The organism is Olivibacter sp. EAT-5, from assembly GCF_044784325.1.
Lineage (GTDB): Bacteria > Bacteroidota > Bacteroidia > Sphingobacteriales > Sphingobacteriaceae > Olivibacter > Olivibacter oleidegradans.
Map to the genome: position 1 here is coordinate 5,740,746 of NZ_CP173028.1, position 20,196 is coordinate 5,760,941.

General features: G+C 43.1%; 14 protein-coding genes. 4 read left to right on the top strand and 10 right to left on the bottom strand.

What is annotated here, in order from left to right:
* Positions 1-9: 9 nt before the first annotated feature.
* The 3 genes from ACH11B_RS24040 to ACH11B_RS24050 all read right to left on the bottom strand — a co-directional run bounded on the left by ACH11B_RS24040 (position 10) and on the right by ACH11B_RS24050 (position 4,382).
* Positions 10-2,406, bottom strand: coding sequence for an ABC transporter permease (locus tag ACH11B_RS24040; RefSeq protein WP_377477459.1), 2,397 nt, complete (start codon positions 2,404-2,406; stop codon positions 10-12).
* Positions 2,407-2,603: 197 nt separating this feature from the next.
* Entirely contained in the window at positions 2,604-3,518 is a 915-nt protein-coding gene (locus ACH11B_RS24045) for a helix-turn-helix domain-containing protein (protein ID WP_377610796.1), read from the bottom strand.
* A 90-nt stretch (positions 3,519-3,608) separates the two neighbouring features.
* A complete protein-coding gene (locus ACH11B_RS24050) occupies positions 3,609-4,382 on the bottom strand; it encodes an SDR family NAD(P)-dependent oxidoreductase (RefSeq protein WP_377610798.1) in 774 nt (257 codons plus the stop codon).
* 182 nt (positions 4,383-4,564) lie between these two features.
* On the opposite strand from ACH11B_RS24050, the gene ACH11B_RS24055 reads away from it, so the two are divergent.
* Positions 4,565-6,394: a glycoside hydrolase family 2 protein gene (locus ACH11B_RS24055; RefSeq protein WP_377610800.1), complete on the top strand. Its 1,830-nt coding sequence runs from the start codon at positions 4,565-4,567 to the stop codon at positions 6,392-6,394.
* Between the two features lie 126 nt (positions 6,395-6,520).
* On the opposite strand, the gene ACH11B_RS24060 is transcribed toward ACH11B_RS24055, so the two are convergent.
* Positions 6,521-7,738: an alpha/beta hydrolase gene (locus tag ACH11B_RS24060; protein ID WP_377610802.1), complete on the bottom strand. Its 1,218-nt coding sequence runs from the start codon at positions 7,736-7,738 to the stop codon at positions 6,521-6,523.
* Positions 7,739-8,231: 493 nt separating this feature from the next.
* Here ACH11B_RS24060 and ACH11B_RS24065 point away from each other — a divergent pair, with 493 nt between their 5' ends.
* Entirely contained in the window at positions 8,232-9,014 is a 783-nt protein-coding gene (locus ACH11B_RS24065; protein ID WP_377477464.1) for an NIPSNAP family protein, read from the top strand.
* 115 nt (positions 9,015-9,129) lie between these two features.
* Here the strand turns inward: ACH11B_RS24065 and ACH11B_RS24070 are convergent, their stop codons facing one another.
* Together ACH11B_RS24070 and ACH11B_RS24075 are read right to left on the bottom strand one after the other, a co-directional pair.
* Positions 9,130-9,453: a nuclear transport factor 2 family protein gene (locus ACH11B_RS24070; protein WP_013667680.1), complete on the bottom strand. Its 324-nt coding sequence runs from the start codon at positions 9,451-9,453 to the stop codon at positions 9,130-9,132.
* A gap of 64 nt (positions 9,454-9,517) precedes the next feature.
* Positions 9,518-10,309, bottom strand: coding sequence for an SDR family oxidoreductase (locus tag ACH11B_RS24075; protein WP_013667681.1), 792 nt, complete (start codon positions 10,307-10,309; stop codon positions 9,518-9,520).
* Positions 10,310-10,434: 125 nt separating this feature from the next.
* Here ACH11B_RS24075 and ACH11B_RS24080 point away from each other — a divergent pair, with 125 nt between their 5' ends.
* On the top strand, positions 10,435-10,794 hold the full coding sequence (locus tag ACH11B_RS24080) for a helix-turn-helix domain-containing protein (protein ID WP_013667682.1): 360 nt from the start codon (positions 10,435-10,437) through the stop codon (positions 10,792-10,794).
* Between the two features lie 142 nt (positions 10,795-10,936).
* A complete protein-coding gene (locus tag ACH11B_RS24085; protein ID WP_013667683.1) occupies positions 10,937-11,446 on the top strand; it encodes an SRPBCC family protein in 510 nt (169 codons plus the stop codon).
* A gap of 494 nt (positions 11,447-11,940) precedes the next feature.
* Here the strand turns inward: ACH11B_RS24085 and ACH11B_RS24090 are convergent, their stop codons facing one another.
* The 4 genes from ACH11B_RS24090 to ACH11B_RS24105 form a co-directional block, all read right to left on the bottom strand.
* Entirely contained in the window at positions 11,941-12,171 is a 231-nt protein-coding gene (locus tag ACH11B_RS24090; protein ID WP_130858373.1) for a DUF6597 domain-containing transcriptional factor, read from the bottom strand.
* Positions 12,172-12,306: 135 nt separating this feature from the next.
* Positions 12,307-13,110: a carbon-nitrogen hydrolase family protein gene (locus ACH11B_RS24095; protein ID WP_013667686.1), complete on the bottom strand. Its 804-nt coding sequence runs from the start codon at positions 13,108-13,110 to the stop codon at positions 12,307-12,309.
* A 120-nt stretch (positions 13,111-13,230) separates the two neighbouring features.
* Positions 13,231-14,139: a PorP/SprF family type IX secretion system membrane protein gene (locus tag ACH11B_RS24100; RefSeq protein WP_149105946.1), complete on the bottom strand. Its 909-nt coding sequence runs from the start codon at positions 14,137-14,139 to the stop codon at positions 13,231-13,233.
* A 61-nt stretch (positions 14,140-14,200) separates the two neighbouring features.
* Positions 14,201-20,182 (bottom strand): Ig-like domain-containing protein, encoded by a 5,982-nt coding sequence (locus ACH11B_RS24105; RefSeq protein WP_377610806.1) that lies wholly within the window; start codon positions 20,180-20,182, stop codon positions 14,201-14,203.
* Positions 20,183-20,196 lie beyond the last annotated feature (14 nt).

Genomic DNA, 20,196 nt, shown 5'->3' on the forward strand with positions numbered 1-20,196 from the left:
TTACCAAAATTATTCTGCTCTCAACGACTTCGTGGGATTCATCCAGGCTGCTTTCAATGACTGAAAAGCCACCGTTAGCAAAGCGATCATAAGGGCAAATATACCTGCTAAGGCAAATATCCACCAATCCAGGTCAACCCGATATGCAAAATTCTCTAGCCAGCGATTCATAAAATACCAGGCCAAGGGTACGGCGATAATAAAACCGACAAGTACGAGTTTAATGTAATCTTTGCTCAACAGCCTTACGATACCTGGAATACTCGCACCCAGCACTTTCCTTATTCCGATCTCCTTCATGCGTTGTTGTGTAGAATAGGCTGCCAATCCGAATAGTCCCAAAGAGGCGATCAAAACGGCAAGTAGCGTAAATGAGGTGAATAGCTCCCCAAGTCTGATGTCATTCTTATATAATTTATTAAAATTATCATCGATAAACTGATAATCAAAGGGATATGGGGTAACATTCCTAATCACCCGCTCAAACTTCGCAATAGTCTCCTGCAAATTCTCCGATCGGATCTTAGCAGAAATATATCCTGAAGGTCCTTGATCTAGTGTCAGTACAAGTAGTCCGAGTGGTTGGTGTATGGAATTGAAATGAAAATCTTTCACCACCCCCACAATTCGCCTTTGACCACGCCCATCGGAGTAATTAAACTCCTTACCAATAGCTTCTTTTGGTGTCCAACCCAAGGCCTTAGCAACAGATTCATTTATAAGTGCAATGGGAGCACCAAGTGTGTCTGTTCCGAATTGACGCGAAAACCCTCGTCCAGCAACAAGTGGTATCCCATAAACATCGAGAAAATCATAATCTATACCAGTGGTTTGGGTTGGCAATAGTTTGCCATCACTACCTTCCCAACCAGACATGCTTTGACTGGTAATCACATCCGTGGGTAAGTATAACGAATAGCTCATTGCAACCACATGAGGATCGTGCAACAACGTTTCACGAATAGTGGAGTAGCGTTGACTCAAGTTAGCATCACTGACTTTTATGGTAAGGATATGCTCCCGATCGTATCCAAGCTCTTTATGCTGGACAAATTGCATCTGTCTATATATAATGAAACTCCCTGCCAGCAAAGCGATAGAAACAGCATATTGTCCGACAGTTAATACGCGTTGTAATGTAAAACGACTAGCGGGCACTGTATTCTTGCCCTTGAGTATAGTAACGGGTTTAAGCCTGCTCATCAGCAAGGCCGGATAGCTACCTGAAATTAGGCTTACTAGCACAACAAGCGTTAATAGCGCTGGCAACAACATGGGATTACTTAAATAATCTATATGAATGGGGCGCTCCATTAACTGGCTAAATGAAGGCAACAGTAGGTGTACCATCGCTAATGCCAGCAGAAGTGCTAGCAAAGTCATGATTACAGATTCACCCAAAAATTGTCGCATAAGTTGCCATCGCCGGGCCCCCGCTACTTTTCGTACACCAACTTCCTGAGCACGTTGGATAGACCGAGCTACCGCTATGTTGGTATAATTGGCACAAGCGAGTAGTAGCACAATGAAACCGATTGCTAAAAAAAGGTATACGTATCTTTGACTTCCCCCCTTCTCAAAGGGAAATGTTTTCAGATGTTGCGATTTGAGATGAATGTCTCGCAAGGGTTGGAATAAAAAAGCCATACGATCTTCCGGTCGCCAATCAGCCAAGTTTCTGTCAATGTAAGCACGCATTTTTTCCTCTACCCTATGGGTATCCACTCCTGATGCTAAAACCACATAGGTATACAAACCGTTATTGTACCAAGGTTCTCTGGTGATACAATCTCGATAGTACTGATCAGATAATGCAGGGAGAATATAACTGAAGGCTAGATGCGAGGTTTCAGGTACATCAGCCATAATACCCGTAACAATATGCGGTTGTTGGTTTTGGTATGTCAACGTTTGACCAATAGGGTTTTGCTCACCAAATATTTTTCGAGCAAAAGAGGCGGTAAGCACAATGCTATTGGGACTTTCAAGAGCTGTTGCCGCATCGCCCTGTAGAAACGGAAAGGTAAATATTTTTAGGAAATTAGTATCAGCAAGAATTCCTTCCTCCGTAAAGCGTTTGTCACCTAAACTGATCAGTGGATTAAAGGTTGGAAACACCGAAGTCGCGCTCGTAACTTCCGAAAGTTCTTTCTTGAGGGTAGAAGCTAATGCGGGTGATGTAGCAGCCCAATGATCCGCTCCTTTAGAATCTGGACGCCGCTGTATAACGCGATATAGCTGATCACTATTTTTATGAAATCGATCATACGATAATTCATGTTGCACAAAAATCAATATGAGGATAAAACAGGCTAGTCCTGAAGCGAGGCCAAATATATTGATAAACGAATAAACCGGATTCTTGCGGAGGTTTCGCAGTGCAATCTTAATATAATTTCTTATCATAAGACAGAAGCTTTATCCTGAGAAAACAAGAACACTGCCATATGCATTAAATCTCTTCTAAGTCGTGCCATCCGCACTTTGGCTGGCATCTACTGTTCGTTTATGGACGGCTAGTGTTCGAAACCGCACAGTAGATTTCCAACGGCGCGAGATAAGCTGCACTAAATACGCTCAGAAATATTCCTGATTTAGGTAAATCAAATGGCTGCCCTGAATTGCATCGGCGAAAGTTTCGTTTTCATTTTAAATAGCCTACTGAATGACTGCGGATGCTCGAAACCTAACTCATAGGCTACTTCGCTGATTGTTAAGGTGGTGGTTGCGAGTAGTTCTTTGGCTTTCTCAATGAGCTTTTCATGTATATGCTGCTGGGCATTCAGACCGGTGAGCGAACGCAGCATATCGCTTAGATAATTGGCGGTGTAATGTAAATGTTCGGCCAAGTATTGTACGGTTGGCATACCGTGCTTTACCGCCTCGCCTTTCTCAAAGTAGGTATTCAGTAGTTCTTCCAATTGTTGAAGTAAGTCGCTGCTAGCCGGCTGGCGGGTCAAGAACTGACGCTTGTAGAAGCGCTTGGCATAACTCAGCAGCAACTCGATCTGTGCAATAATTACTTCGCGGCTGAAATCGTCTATCCGGCTATTGAGTTCGTCGCGAATGATGGTAAAGATGGACGATACCGTTGTCCGCTCTTTCTCGGACAGGTGCAGCGCCTCGTTTGAGGCGTAGGAAAAGAAACCGTATTGTTTAATTTTCGCAGCTAGCGGATATCCTTGAAAAAAATCCTGATGAATAATCAACGAATAACCTTCATTCCCTTGGTAATTTGAGGTATTACCAACAAGCTGGTTAGGTGCTGTAAACAGAAGACTTCCCTCGTCAAAATCATAATAGCCTTGGCCGTATCTAAACTTGCCACCTAACTTTGTTATAAAGGAAATTTTGTAAAGACTGGTTACGTAACTTAATGGTAATCGACTTAGGTTGATCCGCCCTTCTGTGGTATCCACTAAACTGATCAGCGGATGACCAGGGCCTGGAAGACCGAGTATACGGTGTATCTCGGTTATGGATTCGAGTTTGACGACTTTTGGCGTTTGCGGTTTCATGCTGTAAGATAATGATTATGACCGTTTCTTATTTCAAGCAACGGTCATAAAGTAAGCAACCTTAATACTATCTTCGTACTTGATGACGGTCTACCAAGGTAGCGGGCCATCTGGACCGGTAAAACGACCGGTGGGGCCGTCTGTCTCCAGCGCTACGCGAACCGGTTCGCGGGACCCCACTTCCAGACTGTCCGTGCCCTGAAAGTTATTCAGCGCAGTGGCTGTAAAACCCGGGCTCGTAGCGTTAACCTTGATGTTTTCTTTTTCCAGTTCTAGGGCAAAGGAAAGGGTAACGGCATTAAGGGCTGTTTTTGATGCGGCATATACTACACCAAAGTGCTCTCTTGCCCAACAAGCCGGGTCGGATACCCAAGTGAGCGATCCCAGTCCGCTCGATACATTGACGATGCGGGCCGCATCAGACTTACGCAGTAAAGGTAGCGCTGCCTGTGTTACGGCAATGACGCCGAATACGTTGGTTTCCCAAACTGCCCGCACTTCGTCAAGCGATGCGGTGGTAGCACGGCCTTCTGCCAAAACCTCTTCCATTGGTCGACCGGGTTTTCCGGCATGGGATATACCCGCGTTGTTGACCAGCAAATCAAGGCGGCCATATTCTTGTTTGATAAGCTCTACCGCAGCATCGATGGACGCTTGTTGCGTAACGTCCAGCTGGATAGCCGTGGCATTCTCACCGATTTCAGCGGCTGCTTTTTCGCCATTGCTTAAGTTACGTGAACCTACATATACTTGATAGCCATTTACTGCTAACGCTTTGGCGATTTCATTACCTACACCCTGATTGGCGCCTGTCACCAATGCAACCGGCTGCTTATTGTTCTTTGACGCTGCTTGATTTTCCATAAGTATTACAATTAACAATTACTGATACAAAAATCTGCATTCGGCTCCGCACCCTTGTAACTAAATCAAGGAGTCTTGTAACTGAAATGCCTGATCTTGAGACGACCTACACTTACATCTTTTCATAAGACCGTTAAGGTTCCGACTGTCAATTGAAAAAAAATGTATAATCTTGTATTACTATGACGACTCACCAATACTTTATCTACTTCTTACTTTTCTTTGTCAATGCCTATCCCCTTAGGGGTCAAGTGGCTCAATTGCCTACTCCGTGGACCGAAACGGCAAGCCGGGCGGAAGTCCCTTTAGCGGAATACCCTCGACCGCAATTGCAGCGAGCGGAATGGTTATGTCTTAATGGCAAGTGGGATTATCTCGGGGGAAAGGATGCTCCGGACGCTTTTCAGCCACAAAAACCAGCCGTTTTTGATAACGTAGTGGAGAAAATTCTTGTTCCTTACTGCCCGGAATCGTTTTTGTCGGGCATACAACGGAAACAGGAAATAAACATGTGGTATAGGCGGACTTTTGAAGTACCTGCTGCCTGGAAAAACAAACAGATCATTCTTCATTTTGGTGCGGTGGATCATGATGCAACCATCTTTGTAAATGGAGAGCAAGCCGGCAGCCATGCAGGAGGTTATGATGCGTTCTCTATAAACATTACTCCTTTCCTAAAAAACGGCAAAAACACCCTCATTGTAGCAGCTAAGGATTTAAATGATGGTAAAACACCATCAGGCAAAAACGGTCCGCGGGGCGATTATACCTTCACCTCCGGTATCTGGCAGACGGTATGGCTCGAACCGGTAAATAAACACTTTATACAGGGTATTCGTTTACTTCCGGAGCTTGACCATGGACGACTAAAAATATTTGTAGAAAGTGATGGAGCCAAAAAGATATCCGCGGCTGCTTATGATGGTAAACAACTGATTACCAAGAGCGATGGAGTGAGCGGTTCGTATTTTTACCTGCCCATAAAAAATCCGAAGCTCTGGTCGCCGGACAGCCCTTTTCTCTATGACCTAAAGTTGAGTCTTTATGGTAAAGATGGTGGTATCTCCGACGAAGTAACGAGCTATTTTGCCATGCGGGATATTAAACTGGGCAAAATAAATGGTGTGGTAAGACCGCTTCTGAATGGAAAGTTTGTGATGCAACTGGGGTTGTTGGATCAGGGTTATTGGCCGGATGGGATATTAACGGCGCCGACTGAGGAAGCCTTAAAATCGGACATCGAGTATACGAAAAAGGCAGGATACAACCTGATTAGAAAGCATATGAAAACGGAACCGCAGCGTTTTTACTATTGGACAGATAAATTGGGATTGCTGGTTTGGCAAGATATGCCTGCCATTTGGTATCCTAACGAAGATACGACGATATACCGGGAAATGTTCCGAAAGGAACTGAAGGCAATAATTGATGATCACTATAATTCGCCATCTATCATCGCCTGGGTTCCCTTCAATGAAAACTGGGGAGCCTTTGACGTAAAAAACATCACGGATTGGGTGAAACAGTACGATCCGTCGCGACTGGTTAATGGGAACTCCGGCTTTAATAATAATCCCAGCTATCAGAAGGCTTACGGCGACCCGGGCAATGGGGACTTTGTAGATACACACATCTATGTGGGACCTTACGGCGCTTCGGTGCCTGACAGTGCGCGGGCAGCCTCTTTAGGTGAATTTGGGGGTGTGGGATTATACACCCGAGGCCATATGTGGCCCGTAGAAAATAATGCCTACGCTTATGAGCCTACGCAGACAGCGCTCACAGACCGTTATATACTACTTCTAGAGCAAGTAGATCAGCTCATGAAATATAAGGGGCTCAGTGTGGCCATATATACGCAAACAACGGATGTGGAACATGAAGTGAACGGTGTGTTGACTTATGATAGAAAAGTGGAAAAAATGCAATTAGAGCGCATTAAGGAAATTAACGAAGCTGTTATTAAGGATAGTTATGAATTGAATAAGAGTATCGGAAGACTGGACTTGTAAGAAATATTAGCTCCTCCTTATAACTAGAAAGCCATGTATTAAAAATGTGCATGGCTCAGTATATATGGTAAATAGATGTTAATCAATTTTACCGTTTTAAGCAGCCAATATTCAGTTTCAGGCCTTTTATTTTCCATAAAATTGAATTAATATATCGTCGATACGCTGATCCCAGCTATCTCCCGCATGGCCACTATTTACCTCTTTATATACATGGATGATGTCGTTCTCTTGCATCCGCTTATGGAACTGACGAGCTCCGTCAAGTAAACCTGTTTTTTGATCGGGGAATTCAAGATCATAAGTGCCAACTTCCGTATAAATATTCTTTAAAGGGTACTTATCTCTTTTTGTCAAATAAACGTCTAAGGCGTCATTAGCGAGCTTGTTTAAACCGGGATAACCACCAGCGCCTCCACCTTGCGAAGAGACATTTCCAAAAAATTCGGGATAGCGGAGAGCTGTCACAATAGCGCTATGGCCACCTGCAGAAGCACCCATTATTCCTCGTCCATGGGAAAAACTGCTCACTTGAAAATTTTCTTCTATAAACGGAATCAGCTTGTTAACAATCAATTTAGCATACTCGGCGCTTTGAGTTACATATTCATTCCACCGATCTTCAAAGGCGACAAATACAACCACAATAGGTTCAATCTTCCGATCATGAATGAGATTGTCTAGTACATTAATAAAAGGTCTGAGATACATAGCCCACATTCCGTCATGTACATATAACACCGGATACTCTTTATCCTTTGTATAATTGAAAGGGGTATAAACCCATATCAAACGGTCGGTGAATAGGGAATCGTCCGTTTTGAACACCAACGTGTTAGCAACTCCTTTTTCAATATCAGAGCGCATATCGACGTAAGGTGAACGTATAAAACCTGGCATGGAAAAGATATTACGGTTGCCGTAATCAAAACTCTGTGTTATTTTAGGGTTTCTTGTATCTACAGATCTCTTTCCGTCAACAATAAAACGATACTCAATAATCGCATCTGAAGGAATTGTGTAAGAAATGTAAAAGAAATCCTGCTCACCACAGTCTATTTTGTTTAAGACCTCAGGTATCGCCCATGCCTTCTGTAAATCTCCTTCGATTTCCAACTTTTCGGCCTTTCCATACCAGATGAAGTGAACGTTCTCCGTTTTTTCAATAATTGGCGTTGATTTTATTTGAGATAGATACTGTTCGACTAACCTTGGTCTTCCTTCCACTACCGTCCCTTCCAACTTTTGCACAAAAGTTTCAAAACGCTGATTTTTGTTCTCTTGTGCCAGACAAAGAGAAACAAGGCCTATAAGCGCAATAAGTATATAAATCTTTTTTCCCATGTTCAGTGTTTTAGCCTTATAAAGGTTTGCCCCTGATATTAAACATTGAGAACGTACAGTACCTAATTGTTTTCACAGGCAATTTAAAAAGCAACATCAATAAAACGACCAAGCCAGCGATAAGCTCGTAAGCTCACATTCTACATGCTTCGTTCTATTTATAACTGTACGCTTCCGAACAATTAGATGTTCGAAAACGAACAGTTGAACAGTGCTTAAAACCTCGTCTTATCAGAAATTCGAATACCCTGAGCCGATTCCCTCACCTTGTTGCGCTGGGCTTACGCCTACAATATCAATGTAATACTCACCTACTTGGATTTCATTCTCAGGATTATAATTGATGCGGAACATCGTTTTTATTTCGTCGACTAGTAAGACATGCTGTGGTAAGAATTGAATGCAAATTGTCAAAATATTTTGGATGTCAACTAAGTATGAATATCTTTATCTTATGCATTAGCATTTATACATTAAACCCGAATTAACAGTTATGGAACGCAGGAAATTCCTCCAATCTTCGCTTGTGGCTGCTGCAAGTGCATCAGTAAGTATCACCCCAACAATGGCAAATGATAAAGCGCCAATGCAAAAAGAAGTATACGAATGGCGCGAATATGAAGCTCGATTTGGTTCTGATATAGGTCAGCTGGAAAATTATTTCAAAACAGCCCTTATTCCTGCATTGAATAAATATGGAGTAAAAAAAGTTGGTGTCTTTAAGGAATGGAGACCATCAGATCCCGCCAAAATTTATTTATTGATGCCTTATTCTTCGCTTGATAATTATCAATCCGTTAATGCAAAAGTAAAAGCGGACGCCGATTATATTAAAAATAGCGCCGCATATAACAGTATACCTGCTGATAAACCTGTCTACAATCGCTTTACGTCGTCTTTAATGGTTGCCTTCGATGGATTTCCTACAATGGTTGTCCCTTCAGGTGAGTCACGGATATTTGAATTAAGAACATATGAAGGTTATAGTGAAGACGCCGTAAGAAGAAAGATTAAGATGTTCCATGATGGAGAATTTCCTATTTTTAAACGCGCAAAATTGATGCCTGTATTCTTTGGTGAAGTGATTGCCGGTGACAGGCTACCCCGTATCACTTATATGCTCACGTGCAACAGCATGGAAGAACGCGATAAGGGGTGGTCTGCTTTTGGGGCAGACCCTGAATGGAAAAAATTACTAGCAGATCCGCAGTATGCGAATACCATTTCTAAAATTAGCAATAGCTTTTTGATTCCAACTCCTTATTCACAGGTATAGTGTCAACCGAGAACCAATTATTGTTAGATGGCAATTGAATTAATCATTACGGCCATCTAACAATTGGCTGCATCTCTACTGCACGATACGGAATAGGCCCTTTGTCAGTTCTTCTTTATGTCGTGATCTTTAAAGACTGAATGTGTCCATCTGCGATTTCAAGATGATAGTTTAAAACGACAGGGCTACCGGGAAAGGTTCCTGATACTTCTGCTTTTAAAATACTTGTTGTCTCTTTTTCTTCAAAGTGAAGAGGCTGCATTACGGCTTTGTAATTTTCATTAGCATTGGCAATCCATTGTTCGATGTCTGTTTTTCCTTTATACGTTTTCCCTTCATCAAAGACAGTAGCAGTTTCAGAAAAACAGTTAGCATAAGCAACACTGTCGGCTTGATTTTGTGCTTCAACTAATTTGGTTATAACCTTAGGTAGCTTCATATTCGTATCATTTATGGTTAACTAATTTTTTGTATTTTCTTTTAGATGCAATGTCATGCTGCAATTATATGGTTGGAATAGTGCCCCCATCTATGACGTATTCTGTACCCGTTAAATAGCCGGCTCTTGGAGAAACAAGAAAACCAACCAATTCTGCAATCTCTTCAGGTTGAGCTGGTCTTCCATAAGGAATACCACCTAACGCATCCATTACACTTTGTGTAGCTGCTTCGATGGAAATATCTGAGCTTTCAGCAATACGTTCCATCATTCGCTCTGACGATTCTGTCATTATCCAACCCGGGGAAACGGTTAACACACGTACACCTTTAGCGGATACTTCTTTTGACAGCCCCTTGCTGTAATTAATTAGGCCTGCTTTTGCGGCGGCATACGGAAGCGTGGAATCATAGAGCGGCAACCTGCCTTGAATAGATGCGATGTGAATAATTACACCGCTTTTGTTGTTAAGCATCTGCGGTAGAAACGCTTTATCTAAGCGAACCGGAGCGAGTAAATTGGTTTGTATCGTCTCTTCCCAATCCCTGTCAGTTAATGCGACAAAGCCCCCTCCCGGGGTTTCGGAACCTCCAAGATTGTTTACGAGGATATCGAGTTTCCCGAATTTTTCAAACACTTCAGCCGCAACTTTAGCAGCGCCCTCCGGTTTACTTAAATCTACCGAAATAAAATACTGCTCTTTATTGAGTGATTCGGGTCTGTTTCTAGCCGTGATGATTACTTTTGCACCCGCTTGGTTTAAACGTTCAGCAATGGCTTTGCCTGCTCCTTTTGTTCCACCGGTTACCAACGCAATCTTACCTGATAGTTCGTTTTGATAATCTAAATTTTCCATGTTCAATAACTTTCAATGCAAAGTTGAGAAGTATGATACGTCCCTACAAGTACGGCATTACGATTCATATAGGGATAAATTATTCCCCTATTGTACGCCGAGGAACATAGGCTTATTTTTGTGTCATGTACGAAAGAAAAATAATACCTAACTTAAATTGCGGACTTGACCTGGTTGGTGAAGTATTATACGGCAAGTGGAAGATACGCTTGCTTTGGTTTATCAATGAAGGTCATATACGACCAAGCGAATTACAACGCAAAATACCGGATGCTTCGCGCAGGGTGTTGAACATTCAATTGAAAGAATTGGAAGAGCATGAACTTATAAGCAAGAAAATCTACCCGGTAGTTCCGCCAAAAGTTGAATATAGCCTTACTGAATTCGGAAAGAGCTTGATCCCGGTAATTGATACCTTAGGACGATGGGGAGACGAAAATGGAGAGCAGTTAAGAACCGTTATAGCAAAAAGATTTACCCCGTAAACTCGATTGAGAGTGAAAAAAAAAGTATTAACCAGATTCGTATCGCAGAGGTTAACATAATTTTTACGATAGATTTACGTTGATATCATTAACTTTACGGATATACGGAGTGGTTTAGCTATAGACAATAGTGACCACTTTCATGTTTAATTTCATTAATAAACCAATTGTGCCTGTAATTGAATTAACCACTAATATTCGAGCGGAAATTGATATCTGCTTTGATCTATCGAGAAGTATTGATTTACACTGTATTTCCACCGTAGGAACTGACGAAAAGGCCATAGCCGGTACTACTTGTGGATTGATTGGCTTTAATGAAACCGTCACCTGGCAAGCCAAGCATTTTGGAATACGCCAGCAACTGACCTCAAAGATAACAGCATATGAACGTCCATTCCATTTCAGAGATGAGCAATTAAAAGGGCCGTTTTCTTACATCAAACATGATCATTTTTTTAGAACAGTTGGCAATTTCACTACGGTTATTGATCATTTTGATTATGGTATTCCTTATGGTGTTTTTGGCAAGTCTTTCGACCGGTTAATTCTCAACAACTATCTTCGCAGGTTCTTAGAGGAACGAAATCGTATTATAAAGGATTATGCGGAATGCGGAAGATTTATGGACCTATTAAAAACAGGTTCATAAGCGTATCGTCTTCAGTAGGATACTCTTTGTATGAAGACCGATTGGTCAATTTATCGCTGTCATGCTAAGGTAGAAGCAGGAACCTAACAGTATTAACGATTGAGCTGCAAGCTCTTGTTTATCATATTTGACATGAAGACCTTACACTCACGATTAAAGTTAACAATAAAACAAAGGTTAAAACGAAAACCTGTATTTCGGAAATCACCATGCACAGGATGATCAAAAAAAGTAACATGACAGCGTTTGTTACCACACTCATCAGCCTTGCAAAACGGTTTTTTTCCACCAAGTGAATCAGATTGATACAGCCATTGAAAAACATGGCCAAGCCGCCTGAAAGAAACCACATCACACTTGCGGCTGAGCTTAACCCGGTGCGATCAAAAAGTGGATATAGCAGATGCGCTATTGCAAAAGTAAAAATCAATCCTACCAAGATTTTGTACGAACGAACCATTTCCTTTCTTCTTTTTTACAAAATTGATTATCAACTAACTTTTTTCGTATATCGCTTCTGTTAATGCCGCTCCCAAATAGGCCGTTTGTGGTTCTAATACAATGTTCTGCTGACTTATTGCAAATCGATCACCCATATTCACAACAATGTCGACACAGGTATCAGGATAAAAAACTTCATAAGCTCGGTTCGTACCTTTGAGTGTCCAGTCAGAGTGAATATAGGGTTTCAGCTCTTCACAAGGTTTGAAATATTCGAATGGCATACTAAAGATTGCTTATCCTGCCAAAAGGGCTTCTTCCAAAGTTACATTTTTTAATAACTAAATTTAGTGATGGGCTTACCCCAATTAAAAAACGATCAAAATTAAACGTGCGTAACGACGAGCTTACTTTTGTTATTACGGAAACGTCTTCTCATATACTAAGGCTGGCTTAAAACGCTTCGCCAAGGTGCCGGTAGCTTTACTTAGGTCAATATCGACTATCAGCACACCGCTTTCTCCATAGTTCTGCCTAGCTAAGCAAGAACCGTCGGGCGCTATGACAGCACTGGCCGCTTCTTGGTACTTAGCGGCATAATTGACGCTGGCAAAGTAAATTGTGTTTTCCAAGGCGCGCATCATCATTGCCTTTTCGTAATAGGGATTTTCTTTAGCGCCGAACTCGGTGAGAAGCATTCCTTTTTCATTACTGCCGACAAAATGCGGATGAAAAACGATCTGTGCACCTCGTTGAGCAGCCCACCGTACCGACTCAGGATATCGAAAACCTTCATGACATATGGTGATTCCAAACTTGACCTTGTTCAGCTCAAAAATTTGCCGCCGCTCGCCTGCCGTCCATAAATTATCTTCTGTAGGATCTAACTGATTTTTTGTTTGATAACCTAACAATTCTCCTTTATTTGATATAACATGAGCAAGATTAAACACTTGTGATCCAATACACCAATCCATGGGAAGAATAATAGCGATATGATTTCTTTTAGCTATATCACAAGCCTCTGCCAACGCCCACTTTAATGCGTCAGCTGTACGATCTTCTTTTGAATAACCCATTCCGGGATAACCAGGGATGAAAGATTCAGGGAAACAGACCACTTCTGCTTGTTGCAGTCCGGCATATTCAGCTAAAACACGTAACGAAGCAAGTCCCTCGCGAAGAGATTTAGGAAAAAATGGCGAAGCCAGCGCTATTTTCATGAGTTGAATGGAATAATACGCTAAATATAACAAAGTTTTATCATACCTCTTCTATCATAACAAGTGTTCATTCCATCGTTCATTTATTTTTAGAGTAAATAGGAACACCTTCCAATAAACTTATAAAATACCGGCTTTACCACTTCCAAATCGATAACTTAAACCGACCTCGTGAGTGGCATTATCGATTCTTCGTTTAAGTGGATTATCATTGGAGTTAAATTGATAACTATACCCCAGCTTCAATGGCCCTACCATGATTTCAAGCAAGGCAGATAAATCACTATTAGTGCGTGCATTTAAACCCAAACCAGCCTTCTTCTGCACGTATATCATTGCAGAAAAATCGGCTTGTAAGGGCACTCCCGGAATATAACTTGCCAGGAATGCGGGTTTTATGTCAAAACTCTGATCAAGCCGAAGCACAGCACCGCCCATGAGGTGATATTGATTGCTGAAATTATATTGTCGATTTATATCGCCTCCAGATCCTAAATCTGACAGGGCAAGTCTTGGCATGGAAAGACCGACATAATAACCTTCGGGCCGATAAAGCAACACACCGAAACCCATCAAAGCGGTACTTTCGCGAATATCAGAACGAAACGCAGGGTCATTTGGATCTACTTGACTAAAACTTCCGTTATAAAAGCTGACCCCTAAGCTCATGGACATTGCCAAGTACTCGTTCTCCGAAAGCCGAACTGACTTCGCCAGAAAGGCACTTAATTCCGTTGCGTTTTCAATGGCCAGACTTTCATGGCGCACATTTAATCCTATCGCCGCATTAAATTTGTGCCAAGGTGCATGCGCAGTCATCCAATAGGAAGTTGGCGCACCTTCTAGGTTAACCCATTGCTTGCGGCCCAACAAAGCAACCTCGCCATCTGGCCGTAACAAACTTGCAGTAGGATTCAAGGCGGTTGGCTGATTAGCGTATTGATTATACGTGGGAGCCTGTTGAGCTTTTGCGAATGTAAGGTGCAGCAATAGGACCGCAATAACTGATATGAATTTTATACTGTTCATGTTAGCTTATATTTTCGCTGCCTTCATTCTTAAAAAGAAGGCGTATATCTTTGATGACCACTTAATATCGGACTACGAAATAACCTTTTTCGTGCTTCCAAGTTCCGTCCACTTTTACTTCCAGGAGATAATAATAGGTTCCTGGGGGAATCTGGTTATTACCAGGACCAAGCCCTCGGAACACTTTGTCTTCATTATTGTAACCGCTCATCTCTATGATTTGCATACCGTTCCGGTCTACAATGATAAGTTTGTTATCAGGATAGTCTTTAACTCCTTCGATCATCAGAAAATCATTGATACCGTCTCCATTTGGTGAAAGCGCTTTGTGTACTTTTATGGGTAACGCAGCTTCCTTATCTATTACTTGCACCTGGATGCTTACAGGATCCGCGGCTTCATAGTTGGCGTCTCCTTCCTGGAAGGCCGTTATCATTACGGTACCTAACCGAAGGACATTAAGGGTTGTGCCGGAAACAGTTGCTACCTGTGGATCGCTTACTTCTAGCCGAATCGGCAGGGAGCTGCTTGCACTTACCGTTAGCGGGAGACTGCCTACGTTACGGGCTACTTCTCCTAGTTCCGTGAAACTAATTTCTTGCGAAGCTTTTTTAACGATTAGTTTCCTACTTACCGTTGGCTTGTTGTTATAATTAGCGTTATCCGGAACGGTGGCCGTAATAATAGTTTCACCAGCGCCAACAATATGGATACGCCCGTCGACACTGATTGTCGCTACGTTGGTATTACTGCTAATGTAACTAACCGCCTCCCCACTATTAGCCGTAGCCTGTAGATTAAAATCGTTATCGCCGTAGGTTTTTTCCGGTAATTCCTCGAAATCGATACTACGCTCAACAGTCCTTATTTGTAAGGTTGCTTTTAGCGTGAGTGGGATATAATTGCTACCGCTTACCTTAGCGGTTACTTCCTGCATTCCAACATCGGTGCGATTGTTATTCTCATAACTGACACTTGTGCCCACTGGCAAAGTCCCCGAGATGGCCAGTGATTTTGCGGTGCCGTCATACACAAAAGCCCCGTCATCCAACGTTACGCCCGTAATGTTGGCCTTGGTAATTGTTAAGCGCGCTTTCAGTACCAGGGTTTCATAATTATCACCACTAATCGTAGCACTTACTTCCTGTGTACCTACATCCGTGCGATTGTTATTCTCATAGCTTACGCTGGTGCCCACTGGCAAAGTCCCCGAGATGGCCAGCGATTTTGCTGTTCCGTCGTATACAAAAGATCCATCTTGGAAACTGGTGCCGGTGATAGCGGCCTTGGTAATCGTTAAGTTTGCTTTCAGTACCAGCGTTTCATAATTATCACCGCTGATCGTAGCACTTACTTCCTGCGTACCTACATCGGTGCGGTTGTTATTTTCATAGCTTACGCTGGTGCCCACCGGTAAGGTACCTGAGATGGCCAATGATTTTGCGGTGCTGTCGTATACAAAAGATCCATCTTGGAAACTGATGCCGGTGATAGCGGCTTTGGTGATTGTCAGATTGGCGGTCAACACTAGATCGGTATAATTCGCTCCGTTGATTGTTGCTATTACCTCTTGTGTACCTACATCTGTGCGACCATTGTTTCCATAGCTAACAGTAGTGCCTGCTGGTAAAGTACCTGCTATTGCTAATGACTTGGCCTTACCATCGTAGGCAAAACTTGCATCTTCCAATGTGATACCAGTAATGGTGGCCTTGCTGATTGTTAAGTTTGCTTTCAGCACCAGGGTTTCGTAATTATCACCGTTAATGGTGGCCGTCACTTCCTGTGTTCCTACATCCGTGCGATTGTTATGCTCATAACTGACACTTGTGCCCGCTGGTAAGGTGCCAGCGATAGCCAGTGATTTTGCGGTGCCGTCATACACAAAAGATTCGTCATACAACGTTACGTCCGTAATGTTGGCCTTGGTAATCGTTAAGTTTGCTTTCAGTACCAGCGTTTCATAATTATCACCGCTGATCGTAGCACTTACTTCCTGTGTACCTACATCCGTGCGACTGTTATTTTCATAACTGACACTCGTGCCCGCTGGTAAGGTGCCAGCGATAGCCAGCGATTTTGCGGTACCGTCATAAACGAAAGATCCGTCATCCAACGTTACGCCCGTAATGTTGGCCTTGGTAATTGTTAAGCGCGCTTTCAGTACCAGGGTTTCATAATTATCACCGCTAATCGTAGCACTTACTTCCTGTGTACCTACATCCGTGCGACTGTTATTTTCATAACTGACACTCGTGCCCGCTGGTAAGGTGCCAGCGATAGCCAGCGATTTTGCGGTACCGTCATAAACGAAAGATCCGTCATCCAACGTTACGCCAGTAATGTTGGTCTTGGTAATTGTTAAGCGCGCTTTCAGTACCAGGGTTTCATAATTATCACCACTAATCGTAGCACTTACTTCCTGTGTACCTACATCCGTGCGACTGTTATTTTCATAACTGACAGTCGTGCCCATTGGTAAAGTGCCCGAAATGGCCAGTGATTTTGCGGTTCCGTCGTATACAAAAGATCCATCTTGGAAACTGATGCCTGTGATAGCGGCCTTGCTAATCGTTAAGTTTGCTTTCAGCACCAGGGTTTCGTAATTATCACCGTTAATGGTGGCCGTCACTTCCTGCGTACCTACATCCGTGCGACTGTTATTCTCATAGCTGACACTCGTGCCTACTGGCAAAGTACCTGAGATGGCCAGTGATTTTGCGGTGCCGTCATACACAAAAGCCCCGTCATCCAAGGTTATGCCCGTAATGGTGGCCTTACTGATCGCTAAGTTTGCTTTCAGCACCAGGGTTTCGTAGTTGTCACCGCTGATTGTGGCCGTTACTTCCTGCGTACCTACATCGGTGCGACTGTTATGCTCATAGCTGACACTCGTGCCTACTGGCAAAGTACCTGAGATGGCCAATGATTTTGCTGTTCCGTCGTATACAAAAGATCCATCTTGGAAACTGATGCCTGTGATAGCGGCTTTGGTAATCGTTAAGTTTGCTTTTAATATCAGTGTTTCATAATTATCACCGCTAATCGTGGCCGTTACTTCCTGCGTACCTACATCGGTGCGACTGTTATTTTCATAACTGACACTCGTGCCCGCTGGTAAGGTGCCGGCGATAGCCAGCGATTTTGCGGTGCCGTCATACACAAAAGACCCGTCATCCAAGGTTATGCCCGTAATAATCGTCGCATACTGAAGACTTAGTGTATTGGATGCTAGGTTACCATTGCTACCGACATTAACCGCCATATCAGCTGGTATGTAGATCTGCACAATTCCCCCCGCCGCGGGTGTCACTAAGAACGAATAAGAAATATTATCGTTTGTTTGTAAGTTACTAAGTGTTGCATTGCTTCCTATAATATCCTCAAGTGTAAATCCAGTAACGGCCTCACTGAACGTTGCAATTACGGTGAAAGGACTACTAACTGGAGAACTGGCCTCCGTAGAAAGCGTTACGCTTGGTTGTATGGTATTGACGAAAATTCCTGCTGTACTCGGTACATTATTCAACATAGCGGAAGCCTCATTGCCAGCAGCGTCCTGCATAACACTTGCATTGCCGATAATTCCGGCCAAGGTGATCCCATCTAAATCTAAGTCTCCGCTTTGCACGGCGTAGCTAAACGCAAGCGTGCTAGTTCCTGAACCTGCAACATAGGTCGCCTGAACAAGTGCTTCTCCAATAGTCAGGTTCAGGTAAGGGTTGCCACTAACGGTAACAGGCTCATTGAAATTCACCGTAAAGTTCAGTGAACTTCCCATTCTATAATATCCATTATTTGGTACAATAACCAAGGTTGAAACGGGAGTAACTCCATCAACGACAATATCATGTTGACCGGCAAGGGAGTTTGGACCACCGGTATTTGGCAATGTGAGATCCGCATCAACTAAAGCCCCGTTTCTTATCACCGCACCATTGAGTCTCAATGCGGTGGTTGATAGGTAATCCAGGTCATGACTGAGATCACCTGCTTGCACCGTGTAATTAAATGTTATGGCATCGGTACCCGATCCGGAAACATATTCGGCATCCCTGTTCACGACACCTGTATTTAATGTCAGCGTGGGGTTTCCCCCTGCCGCTTGAACGACGACAATTTGATTAAAAACAACTACGATACTTATCTCATCTCCTAATTTATACAAACCGTTTGAGGCAGTTGTATTTACCATATTTATTCGTGGGCTTCCAGCAGTTACTGCTATTCTAAGCGTTGCGGTGTCACAAAGTGAGGGCGTGCCATTATCACATACTTGATAGATTAAACTATCTTGACCGAAAAAGTCTGAATTTGGCGTGTAGGTAAAACTGCCGTCGGCATTCAGCACGACTGTACCATTCACAGGCGCCGTCACCAGTGAGGCAGTCAACGCATTCCCGTCGGGATCGTTATCGTTCGTCAAAACGTTACCCGTTGCAGGTTCATATTCAGTTACAATAATTTCATCATCAACTGCAACCGGAGCGTCATTTGTTGAATTTACGGTGAACTTGACAGTCGCTGTATCGCATAAGGACGGGCTACCATTATCGCATACCTGATAGTTCAGGCTGTCTAAGCCGACAAAATTAGTGTTTGGTGTGTACGTGAAACTGCCGTTAGCATTTAATACCACCGTTCCATTAACCGGCGCCGTCACCAGTGAGACAGTCAGCACATTCCCTTCAGGGTCTGTATCATTCGTCAAAACATTCCCTATCGCTGCTACGTTTTTCGCTGTACTGACAGCATCGTCTACAGCCATCGGAGCATCGTTCACCGGCGTAATATCTATATTGATAGTACCAACGACTACATTATTTGCACCGCCTGAACCGGTGTTACCATTATCATTGATGGAAACTTCTACCAGAGCCGCATTGTCGCCTGACAGGTTATGATCAGGCCGGAAATAAATATTACTAGGCACATTGATGTAATTATTAAGATCTATCAGATTTCCCGTTAATGTTAACTTTCCAGTCAAATGGCCCGTTATGGAGATTCCAGTTCCTGCTGCAATATCAAATATTCCGCCGGTGGCGTCCAACGTTAAGGAGACTTGTCCCACACCCGCATCAACATCCATTATTGTCGCCGACGAAATATCCAATGCATCTTCGGTAGCGTCTTCTCGCACGGTAATATCGGCAGGTAGTCCCACAATTACCGGTGCATCGTTTACCGCTTCAATTTGAAAGTGTGCCCATGCTGTATCACATCGAGAAGGTGTACCATTATCGCAAACCTGATATCGTAAACTATCTAAACCATTAAAATTAGCACTTGGTGTATAAGTAAAGCTACCATCCGCATTGAGTACGATCGTGCCATTTACGGGCGCCGTCACCAAAGAGGCGGTCAGGGCGTTCTCTTCCGGATCACTATCATTCGTCAAGACATTCCCAGTGCCGGGTGTATCTTCCCTTACCGATACGGCATCATCCATCGCGACAGGAGCCTGATTAGTCATTACTTCAATATCATCCAACATAACACCTATGTTGAAACCAACTATTTCAAGCTCATCCATATTCGCCAAGAATGGATAGTCGCTTGAACTTATGGCAATTTTATGGATGGGTATAGTGGGTTGATAGTAAGTGCGGATGGTATCAATAAGAACACCATCTCTTTTTACATAAATTTCAATCATCTGGGTTTCATTTTGGGTAGGCCAAATGTTAAATTGCCTTATACCAAAATTATCTCCAGAGGTACTTTTTAAAGTGGCAGAATGAAGCGTAGCGCCAGCCAACGCATCATAACGTAACACTTTTGTACTTAAACTAGTGCCAATTAACACCCTGATTTGACTACCATTGCCATTTCCCGTTGCAATGGCTGAAAAGCCATTACCAACCTCCCAGGTGGCTGGTGCCGTATTTGTGCTAATGGCGTGAACCTCTCCTGCATTAAAGCCCTCCCAGTCATAAACACCGGAATTGAGTACTTGTGCATGTACAATAAGACCACTGAATAACAGTCCGCAAAGCGTTATTAGGTAGTTGAAAAATTTTGTAGGGTAAAAGTATTTCATATATACTTGTTAAA

Bases quoted from the DNA above. Each gene is read 5' to 3' on its own strand.
- ACH11B_RS24070 (WP_013667680.1), bottom strand. From the start codon at position 9,453: ATGAAGCTACCTAAGGTTATAACCAAATTAGTTGAAGCACAAAATCAA.
- ACH11B_RS24060 (WP_377610802.1), bottom strand. From the start codon at position 7,738: ATGGGAAAAAAGATTTATATACTTATTGCGCTTATAGGCCTTGTTTCT.
- ACH11B_RS24050 (WP_377610798.1), bottom strand. From the start codon at position 4,382: ATGGAAAATCAAGCAGCGTCAAAGAACAATAAGCAGCCGGTTGCATTG.
- ACH11B_RS24100 (WP_149105946.1), bottom strand. From the start codon at position 14,139: ATGAACAGTATAAAATTCATATCAGTTATTGCGGTCCTATTGCTGCAC.
- ACH11B_RS24080 (WP_013667682.1), top strand. From the start codon at position 10,435: ATGTACGAAAGAAAAATAATACCTAACTTAAATTGCGGACTTGACCTG.
- ACH11B_RS24045 (WP_377610796.1), bottom strand. From the start codon at position 3,518: ATGAAACCGCAAACGCCAAAAGTCGTCAAACTCGAATCCATAACCGAG.
- ACH11B_RS24090 (WP_130858373.1), bottom strand. From the start codon at position 12,171: ATGCCATTCGAATATTTCAAACCTTGTGAAGAGCTGAAACCCTATATT.
- ACH11B_RS24085 (WP_013667683.1), top strand. From the start codon at position 10,937: ATGTTTAATTTCATTAATAAACCAATTGTGCCTGTAATTGAATTAACC.
- ACH11B_RS24105 (WP_377610806.1), bottom strand. From the start codon at position 20,182: ATGAAATACTTTTACCCTACAAAATTTTTCAACTACCTAATAACGCTT.
- ACH11B_RS24075 (WP_013667681.1), bottom strand. From the start codon at position 10,309: ATGGAAAATTTAGATTATCAAAACGAACTATCAGGTAAGATTGCGTTG.
- ACH11B_RS24065 (WP_377477464.1), top strand. From the start codon at position 8,232: ATGGAACGCAGGAAATTCCTCCAATCTTCGCTTGTGGCTGCTGCAAGT.
- ACH11B_RS24055 (WP_377610800.1), top strand. From the start codon at position 4,565: ATGACGACTCACCAATACTTTATCTACTTCTTACTTTTCTTTGTCAAT.
- ACH11B_RS24040 (WP_377477459.1), bottom strand. From the start codon at position 2,406: ATGATAAGAAATTATATTAAGATTGCACTGCGAAACCTCCGCAAGAAT.
- ACH11B_RS24095 (WP_013667686.1), bottom strand. From the start codon at position 13,110: ATGAAAATAGCGCTGGCTTCGCCATTTTTTCCTAAATCTCTTCGCGAG.